Genomic DNA, 6,788 nt, shown 5'->3' on the forward strand with positions numbered 1-6,788 from the left:
GCGCGTGGTCGACGGCCGGTCGTGCAAGGAGGAACAGACGTGAGAAGGCGATCGGTGCTGGCCGCCTCGTTCGGCGCGCTGGCGCTGCTGGCGGCCGCGGCCTGCGGGGTGGACACCGCTGACACCGGAGGTTCGGCCAAGAACGGTGATCAGCTCACCGTCACCGTGTACGCCGGGCCGTGGGAGGACCTGTTCAAGAAGTCGTTCGTCGAGCCGTTCGAGCACGACACCGGGGCCAAGGTGAACCTCGTTCCGGGCGCCAATGCCGAATGGCTCACCAAGCTGCGGGCCTCGGGCGGTGAGAACCCGCCGTTCGACCTCGTCGTGTTCACCCCCGACGCGGCCCGGCCGGCCGCCGCCGCCAAGCTCATCCAGCCGCTGCAGACCGGCAAGCTTCCCCACTGGAGCGAGCTCGACCCGGTGCAGGTGCAGGTGGACAACCTCTCCGGCGCGCAGTACGGCGTACCGCTCACCATCGGCTCGACCGGGCTGCTGTACCGCACCGACAAGATCAAGCAGCCGCCGGTCGACTGGCAGGACATCTTCGACAAGCAGTACTGCGGTCACGTCGCACTGCCGCCCCTCACGTACAACCCCGGGCTGGAGTTCTTCAGCGCGCTGGTCCGCAGCGAGGGCGGAAAGCTGTCCGATCCCGCCGCCGTCGACCGGGCGTTCACGCAGCTGAAGAAGTTGAAGGGGTGCGTGTCCTCCTACCCGGCGAACGCGACCGCGGTTCAGACCGCCGTCCAGAACGGCGACGCGTGGGTGGTGCCGTACTGGGACGGGCGGGCCTTCGCCATGGCCCAGGCCGGTTCCAAGGTCGGGTTCACCTACCCCAAGTCCGGTGCGGTCGGCGCGCTCAGCAGTTACTTCCTGACGACCGGAACCAAGAAGAGCGACCTGGCCTACAAGTTCCTGAACTACCTGAGCGATCCGGTGCACCAGAAGCCGTTCGCCGAGGGCAACTGGTACGCCGGCTCGAACAACAAGATCGACTACAGCAAGGCGTTCGACGAGAAGATCAAGCACGGCCCGGACGTCTACAAGTCGTTCAACTGGGTCGACTACACGATCGCCACCCCGAAGCTCAACGAATGGCAGCAGCGGTGGAACCAGATCTTCAGCTGACCGGCGCGCCGTACGGTTCCGGGGAGAGCGGCGAACCGGACGGCGCCGGTCACGTCGAGATCGAGCACCTGACCGCCGGCTACGACGGCGTCCGGGTGCTCGACCTGGAACGACTGTCCATCCGCCGGGGCGAGTTCCTGTCGATCCTCGGCCCGAGCGGCTGCGGCAAGACGACTCTGCTCAACTGCGTCGCCGGGTTCGTGACGCCGGCCGGCGGCCGGATCCTGGTCGATGGCACCGACATCACCCGGCTGCCTCCGTACCGGCGTGAGCTGGGCATGGTGTTCCAGAACTACGCGCTGTTCCCGCACCTGACCGTCGCCGACAACGTCGCCTACGGGCTGCGGGTCCGCAGGCTCGGCAGGACCGAGCGGGCGGAACGGGTCGATGAGGCGCTGCGCCTGGTCGGGCTGGAGGAGTACGCCGGGCGGCGTCCCCGGCAACTGTCCGGCGGGCAGCAGCAGCGGGTGGCGATGGCCCGCGCGCTGGCCACCCGCCCGGCGGTGCTGCTGCTGGACGAGCCGCTGTCCAACCTCGACGCCAAACTGCGCCGCGAGATGCGCGTGGAGCTTCGCTCGATCCAGCGCCGCGTCGGCACCACCATGGTGTTCGTCACCCATGACCAGGAAGAGGCACTGTCGCTGTCGGACCGCATCGCGGTGCTGAACGGTGGCCGGCTCGAACAGCTCGGCACGCCCGACGAGGTGTACCGGCGGCCCGCGACCCGGTTCGTGGCCCAGTTCATCGGCGCCGCCAACGTGCTGGAGGGCACGGTGCGCGAGGACGCGGCCCTCGACGCGGGCGGGGTCACGTTCGACGCGCCGGGCCTGGTGCCCGGGCGCGAGGCCGTCATCGCGATCCGGCCCGAACGCATCCGGCTCGTCCACGGGGACACCGCGAAGGCGGGCGCCGGGGCGACCGGGACGGTCGCGTACCGCGCGTTCACCGGCGACGCCTGGCAGGTGGAGGTGCGCGTGACCGGCGGGCCGACGCTGACCGTCCAGGTCGCCGACACCGGGGCGGGCAGCGTGGACCCGCCGGGTGTCGGCAGCGCGGTCACCCTGAGCTGGGATCCGGCCGACCTGGTCGTGCTCGACTCCGGGGGCGATCGGCCGTGACGGCTCAGGTGGGGGACGAGGCGGCCCCGGAGGCGCCGGGCCGGCGGACGAGACGGTGGCGCGGTGCGGCGTACACGCTGCCGCTCGTCGTCTTTCTGACGGCGCTGTTCCTCGTGCCGCTCGTGCAGTTGCTGCGGCTCAGCCTTCGCCCGGTGGACGCGAACAACACGGCGCTGTCGGGCTTCACGTTCCACCAGTACGGCCGCGTGTTCACCGAGTCGTACTTCTACACCTCTCTCGGCCGTACGGTGATCACCGCCCTGCTGGTGACCGTGCTGTGCGTGGTGCTGGCCTACCCGGCCGCGTACGCGCTCGCGCGCCGGCGTCCGGGGGTGCTGCGGACGGTGCTGTTCGTCATCGTGATCTCGCCGCTGCTGACGAGTGTGGTGGTGCGCAGCTACGGCTGGGTCGTGCTGCTGTCCGGGGCGGGCCCGGTGAACCGGGCCCTGGTCGCGACGGGCCTGCTGCGGCAGCCCGCACACCTGCTGACCAGCTACACCGCGGTCGTGGTGTCCGTGACCCACGTACTGCTGCCCTTCGCGATCATTCCGCTGGCCACCGCGCTGGGTGGGCTGGACCGCGACGTCCACCGGGCCTCGCAGAGCCTCGGGGCCGGCCCGGTACGGACGTTCGCCCGCGTCACGGTGCCGCTCAGCCTGCCCGGGGTCGTCACCGGCGCGCTGGTCGTCTTCGCGCTGGCGATGGGGATCTACATCACTCCGCTGCTGGTCGGCGGCGTGAACCAGCCACTGGCCGGAATCCGCGTCTATGACCAGGTGTCCACCGTCTACGACTACCCGGTCGCGGCGGCGCTGAGCTTCGCGCTGCTGGCGATCACCGTGGTCTCCACGTCGGTGCTGGGCACCGCCTTCCGACTCTGGGAGCGCCGTCTCTATGGCTGACCTTCCGCGGACCGGCCGGACGGGAGTGTCCGCCGGCCGCCTCGCCTCCATGGCTGGCCGCCTGCTGGCGGCGCTGGTCTTCCTGTTCCTTCTCGCGCCGCTGGTGGTGCTGGTCGCGAGCTCGTTCAACCCGCGCGCCTCGGTGGCGTTCCCGCCGCAGGGGTTCTCCACGCGCTGGTACGCGGCCGTGCTGCGTTCGCCGGACTGGCTGGTCTCGTTCCGGCTCAGCGGGTTGCTGGTGCTGCTCGTGGTGCCCACCACGGTCGTGCTCGGTACGCTCGCGGCGTACGGGCTGGTGCGCGGCGACTTCCCCGGTCGTGGCCTGCTGCGCGGGCTGGCGCTTTCGCCGCTGATGGTGCCGGAGGTCATCACCGCGCTCGGCCTGCTGTACTACCTCCATGGGCTCGGGCTGATCGACACGGTGCCGGGACTGTGGCTGGCCCACTCGCTGGTCGCGCTGCCGTTCGTGGTCCGCTCCGTGATGGTCAGCGCCGCCGGGCTGGACCCCACTCTCGAACGGGCGGCGGCGAGCCTTGGCGCGAGCGGCCCCCGAATCTTTCGCACCGTGACGCTGCCGCTGCTGCGCCCCGGCATCCTGGCCGGCGCGCTGCTCGCCGCGGTCACCTCACTGGGGGAGGTGGCGGTCACCGCGCTGGTGGCGGGAGCGCACACCACCACGGTGCCGCTGCGCGTCTTCTCCGCGGTGCAGTTCGAGCTCGACCCGTCGGTGACGGCGGTGTCCACGCTGCTCATGGCGGCCAGCGTGATCGTGATGATCGCGGCCGATCGGTTCGCCCGGATATCGGAGGTGCTGTGACCGAGGTACGGGTGGGAATCGACGTCGGCGGAACGTTCACCGACGTGGTCCTGTCGGTGCCCGGCGACGGCCGGGTGCTGCATCACAAGGAGCCGAGCACGCCCGGCGACCCGTCGCGGGCGGTCGCCGACGGCCTGGCCGCCGTCGTCGCGGCGGCGGGTCTGTCGCCCGGGGATCTGACGAGCGTCACGCACGGCACGACGATCGGCCTGAACGCCGTCATCCAGCGGCGCGGGGCCCAGATCGCGCTGGTGGTCACCGAGGGATACCGGGATGTGCTGGAGATCGGGCGCAGCCGGATGCCCTCCTCCTTCGACCTGTACGCCGGCAAGGAGGAGCCCCTCGTTCCCCGCGACCGGATCGTGGAGGTCGCGGCACGGCTCGGGCCGGGCGGCGAGCGAGTGGCGGTGCCGGACGACGCCGAACTGGACCGGGTGGCCGCCGCGCTGACCGCGGCCTCGGCCGAGGCCGCGGCGGTCGTGGTGCTGCACAGCTACACCGATCCGGCGTTCGAGGAGGAGGTGACCGCGCGGCTACGGGAGCGGCTGCCCGGCATGCGGCTGGCGTCCTCCGCGAGCGTCTGGCCCGAGGTCCGTGAGTACGAACGCACCCTCGTGGCCTGCCTGAACGCCTACATCCAGCCGCTGATGCGCGACTACTTCGACCGGCTCGCCGAGCGTCTCGCCGGCATCGGCGTCACCGCGCCGATCTACATCGCCGCCTCCAACGGCGGGTCGCTGGGCCTGGCGGCGGCCGCCGCCAGACCTCTGGAGACGGTGCTGTCCGGGCCCGCCTCCGGCGTGATGGCGGCGGCCCGGCTGGCCGGCGCGGGAGGAGCGGGCCTGGACCGGCTCGTCACCTTCGACATGGGCGGGACCAGCAGTGACATCGCCGTCGCGGTCGCCGGCCGGCCCGAGTTCACGACCCACACGACCATCGGCGGGCTGCCGCTGATCCTGCCGGTGGTGGCCGTCACCGCCATCGGCGCGGGCGGCGGCTCCGTGATCTGGGTCGACGATCAGGGCGTGCTGAAGGTCGGGCCGGACAGCGCGGGGGCGGACCCCGGCCCGGTCGCGTACGGACGCGGCGGCACCCGCCCGACCGTCACCGACTGCTACATCCTCACCGGGATCATCGACCCGACCGTCTTCCTGGGCGGCCGGATGAGCCTCGACGCGGACGCCTCCGCCGGGGCGCTGGCCGGCGTCGCGGCCCGCCTCGGGTGGGACTCCGGTGACGGCGAGGCCGCGGCGCGGGCCGCGCTCGCGGCGCTGCGGGTCGCGACCGCGGGAATGGCCACCGAGTTGCGCAAGACCCTCGCGCAGCGCGGTCTGGACCCCGCTCGGTTCACGCTCGTCCCGTACGGCGGCGCCGGGCCGACCCACGCCGCGATGCTCGCCGAGGAGGTCGGGATCGCGCACATCGTGGTGCCGCCCACCGCCGCGACCTTCTGCGCGCTCGGAGCGGCAGGCGCGGATCTGCGGCGCGACTTCGCGCGCAGCATCCGGCGCCGGCTCGACGAGGACAGCGCGGCGCGGCTCCGTGAGATCCTCGCGGAGCTGGCCGACCGGGCGCACCGCTGGCTGGCCGCCCAGGGAGCCGCGACCGGCCCGCCCGAGCTGCTGTTCTCCGCGGATCTGCGGTACGAGGGCCAGGCGTACGAGTTGCGGGTGCCGCTCGACGGCGCCGCGCTCGAGGCCGGGTCCGTGGCCGAGGCGCTGCACGCCGGGCACGAGCGGCTGTACGGCTTCCGCGACCCGGAGGCATCGATCGAGCTGGGCACGGCCCGGCTGGCGATCGTGGCCCCGACCGGTGAGATCCCACCGCCCGCCGTGCCCCGGGGCGAAGGGACGCCCAGCACGGCGAGCCACCGGTCCGTCCTGCTGACCGGCGGTCGTTTCACCGCCCGGGTGTTCGACCGGGCCGGGCTGCGCGCCGCCGACCGCCTGTCCGGACCCGCGATCGTCGAGCAGGACGACACCACCGTGCTCATTCCGCCCGGCTGGTCGGCGGACGTCGACTCGGCCGGCAACCTGCACCTGCGCCGGAGGACCTGATCATGCGGCTCGACCCCGTCACCCTGGAGATCGTCGGCAACAAGCTCGGCGCGGTGACCGAGGAGATGTGCCTGACCCTGCAGCGGACCAGCAGGTCCCTGTACGTGAAGGAGACCGCGGACTTCTGCTGCGCGGTCGCCGGACTGGACGGAGGGTTCGTCGCCTACCCACGGGGCATCGGCGTCTCCGGGTTCGTCGGCCTCAACGTGCTGACCGCCGTCGAGCGCGCCGGCCCGCTGGAACCGGGCGATGTGATCATCACGAACGACCCGTACACCTCGGGCGGGCTGGCCACGCACCTGACGGACATCCAGCTCATCGAGCCGTACTTCCACGACGGGCGGCTCGTCGGTTACGGCTGGGCGTTCATCCACTGCTCCGACATCGGCGGCCGGGTGCCCAGCAGCCTGTCGCCGGTCAACGACGAGATCTTCCAGGAGGGGCTGCAGATCCCGCCGGTCAAGCTCGTACGGGCCGGTGAGGTGAACCGCGACGTCGAGGCGTTCCTGACCGCCAACAGCCGGACCCCGGAGGCCAACCTCGGTGACATCCGCGCCATGCGCGCCGCGCTGGGCACCGGGCGCGACCGGCTCGCCGGCGTCATCGCCCAGCACGGCGTGGACTCCGTACTGGACGCGTACCAGGACCTGGTGGACTACACGGCCGAGAAGGCGCGAGCGGCGCTGGCCCGGCTGGACGACGGCACCTACCGGTTCGTCGACTACCTCGACGATGACGCGGTCTCCGACATCCCGGTGCGTCTGTC

General features: G+C 72.1%; 6 protein-coding genes. All 6 read left to right on the top strand.

The genetic code is table 11. The features are described from left to right. Nucleotides 1–39 precede the first annotated feature (39 nt). Nucleotides 40–1,128, top strand: a complete 1,089-nt coding sequence (locus AB0K82_RS13780; RefSeq protein WP_364396316.1) for an ABC transporter substrate-binding protein — start codon at nt 40–42, stop codon at nt 1,126–1,128. Continuing rightward, nucleotides 1,095–2,246, top strand: a complete 1,152-nt coding sequence (locus tag AB0K82_RS13785; protein ID WP_364396319.1) for an ABC transporter ATP-binding protein — start codon at nt 1,095–1,097, stop codon at nt 2,244–2,246. The genes AB0K82_RS13780 and AB0K82_RS13785 overlap by 34 nt, the downstream gene beginning before the upstream one ends. Further along, nucleotides 2,243–3,148 (top strand): ABC transporter permease, encoded by a 906-nt coding sequence (locus AB0K82_RS13790; RefSeq protein ID WP_364396322.1) that lies wholly within the window; start codon nt 2,243–2,245, stop codon nt 3,146–3,148. The genes AB0K82_RS13785 and AB0K82_RS13790 overlap by 4 nt, the downstream gene beginning before the upstream one ends. After that, nucleotides 3,141–3,965 (top strand): ABC transporter permease, encoded by an 825-nt coding sequence (locus tag AB0K82_RS13795; protein ID WP_364396325.1) that lies wholly within the window; start codon nt 3,141–3,143, stop codon nt 3,963–3,965. Before AB0K82_RS13790 ends, AB0K82_RS13795 begins: the two co-directional genes overlap by 8 nt. Beyond that, nucleotides 3,962–6,022: a hydantoinase/oxoprolinase family protein gene (locus AB0K82_RS13800; RefSeq protein ID WP_364396328.1), complete on the top strand. Its 2,061-nt coding sequence runs from the start codon at nt 3,962–3,964 to the stop codon at nt 6,020–6,022. The genes AB0K82_RS13795 and AB0K82_RS13800 overlap by 4 nt, the downstream gene beginning before the upstream one ends. 2 nt (nt 6,023–6,024) lie before the next feature. Then, a partial coding sequence (locus tag AB0K82_RS13805) for a hydantoinase B/oxoprolinase family protein (RefSeq protein WP_364396331.1) occupies nt 6,025–6,788 on the top strand: 764 nt, incomplete at its 3' end.

Source organism: Actinoallomurus sp. NPDC052274 (assembly GCF_040679475.1).
Lineage (GTDB): Bacteria > Actinomycetota > Actinomycetes > Streptosporangiales > Streptosporangiaceae > Actinoallomurus > Actinoallomurus liliacearum.

Coding starts and splice junctions, on each gene's coding strand:
- AB0K82_RS13785 (WP_364396319.1), top strand. CDS start 1,095: ATGGCAGCAGCGGTGGAACCAGATCTTCAGCTGACCGGCGCGCCGTAC.
- AB0K82_RS13795 (WP_364396325.1), top strand. CDS start 3,141: ATGGCTGACCTTCCGCGGACCGGCCGGACGGGAGTGTCCGCCGGCCGC.